General features: G+C 71.0%; 2 protein-coding genes. Both read left to right on the top strand.

Annotated elements, in window-relative coordinates; all coding sequences use genetic code 11:
* Positions 1 to 1136 (top strand): NADH-quinone oxidoreductase subunit NuoF (gene nuoF / locus G6017_RS05810; protein ID WP_182616388.1); only part of this gene is annotated, 1136 nt, incomplete at its 5' end.
* Positions 1133 to 2170 (top strand): 2Fe-2S iron-sulfur cluster-binding protein (locus G6017_RS05805; protein WP_241731390.1); only part of this gene is annotated, 1038 nt, incomplete at its 3' end. The genes nuoF and G6017_RS05805, both read left to right, overlap by 4 nt.

Raw genomic sequence — 2170 nt, 5'->3', positions numbered from 1 at the left:
CCCCCGGCCCCGACGCCCCCGAGGACCCCGAGGCCTCCGACCCCGCCGCCAAGCCCCACTACCTGGTGGTCAACGCCGACGAGTCCGAGCCCGGGACCTGCAAGGACATGCCCCTCATGCTGGCCACGCCCCACGTGCTGATCGAGGGCATGGTGATCGCGGCGTACGCCATCCGGGCGTCCCACGCGTTCATCTACCTGCGCGGCGAGGTGGTACCGGTGCTCAGACGGCTGCAGACCGCGGTCGCCGAGGCGTACGAGGCCGGGTTCCTGGGGCGCGACATCCTGGGCAGCGGCTTCGACCTGGACATCGTGGTCCACGCGGGCGCCGGGGCCTACATCTGCGGTGAGGAGACCGCGCTCCTCGATTCCCTCGAGGGCCGTCGGGGGCAGCCCCGGCTCCGTCCCCCGTTCCCGGCCGTCGCCGGCCTCTACGCCTGTCCCACCGTGGTCAACAACGTCGAGTCCATCGCGAGCGTCCCGTCGATCCTCCACCACGGGCCCGAGTGGTTCCGCTCGATGGGTTCGGAGAAGTCCCCCGGCTTCACGCTGTACTCCCTGTCCGGGCATGTGGCCCGGCCCGGCCAGTACGAGGCACCCCTCGGCATCACCCTGCGGGAACTGTTGGACCACGCCGGCGGCATCCGGCAGGGGCACACGCTCAAGTTCTGGACCCCCGGCGGTTCCTCCACCCCGATCCTCACCGACGCCCAGCTGGACATGCCCCTGGACTACGAGGGATGCGCGGCCGAGGGCTCCATGCTCGGCACCAAGGCGCTGCAGATCTTCGACGACACGACCTGCGTGGTGAGGGCCGTGCTGCGCTGGTCGGAGTTCTACGCCCACGAGTCCTGCGGCAAGTGCACACCCTGCCGTGAGGGCACGTTCTGGCTGGTGCAGATCATGCGCAGGCTCGAGGACGGCACCGCGAGGGAGAGCGACCTGGACCGGCTGCTCGACATCTCGGACAACATCGTCGGCAAGTCGTTCTGCGCGCTCGGGGACGCCGCCGGCGCTCCCATCATGTCGTCCATCGCGCTCTTCCGGGACGAGTACCTGGCCCACATCCCCGACGGCTGTCCCTTCGACCACAGCCGCTCGACCGTCTTCGCCCGGACCGAGGAGGTGGCCCGATGACCCCCGACGACCGCGTGCCCAACAAGATCACCCCGCGCGCCGACGACACCGTCGCCGACCTGAAACCCGACGGGGACGAGGATCTGGTCACCCTCACCGTGGACGGTCGCCGGGTCTCCGTGCCCGCCGGCACGCTGGTGATCCGCGCCGCCGAACGCCTCGGCGTTCAGATCCCGCGGTTCTGCGACCATCCGCTGCTCGAGCCGGCCGGCGCGTGCCGCCAGTGCATCGTCGAGGTCGAGGGCGCCCCCAAACCCGTGACCTCCTGCACCACCCCGGTCACCGAGGACATGGTGGTGCGCACCCAGTTCACCTCCGAGATCGCGGACAAGGCCCAACGCGGGGTCATGGAGCTCCTGCTGATCAACCACCCGCTGGACTGCCCCGTCTGCGACAAGGGCGGTGAGTGTCCGCTCCAGAACCAGGCACTCTCCAGCGGCCACGGGCACTCCCGGTTCACCGAGGTCAAGCGCACGTTCCCCAAGCCCATCGCGATCTCGGCGCAGGTCCTGCTCGACCGCGAGCGGTGCGTGATGTGCGCCCGGTGCACCCGGTTCTCGGACCAGATCGCGGGCGACCCGTTCATCGACCTGATGGAACGGGGATCCCAGCAGCAGGTGGGCGTCTTCGGGGACGAGCCCTTCGAGTCCTACTTCTCCGGCAACACCGTCCAGATCTGCCCCGTCGGGGCGCTCACCGGTGCCGCCTACCGCTTCCGGGCGCGCCCGTTCGACCTGGTCTCGAGCCCCGGCGTCTGCGAGCACTGCGCCAGCGGCTGTGGGCAGCGGACGGACCACCGCCGCGGGAAGGTCCTGCGCAGGCTGGCCGGCGACGACCCGGACGTCAACGAGGAGTGGAACTGCGACAAGGGCCGGTGGGCCTTCGCCCATGCCACGCAACCCGACCGCCTCACCACCCCGATGATCCGCGGCCGGGACGGGGGCCTGGTCCCGGTCCCGTGGAGCACCGCGCTCGCCACGGCCGCCGCGGGGTTGTCCGCCGCACGCGGTCGCACGGGCGTCCTGACCGGCGGA

The sequence above is a fragment of the Dietzia sp. B44 genome, from assembly GCF_014145245.1.
Classification (GTDB): Bacteria; Actinomycetota; Actinomycetes; order Mycobacteriales; family Mycobacteriaceae; genus Dietzia; species Dietzia natronolimnaea.
This window is presented reverse-complemented; position numbering and strand designations above follow the sequence as displayed.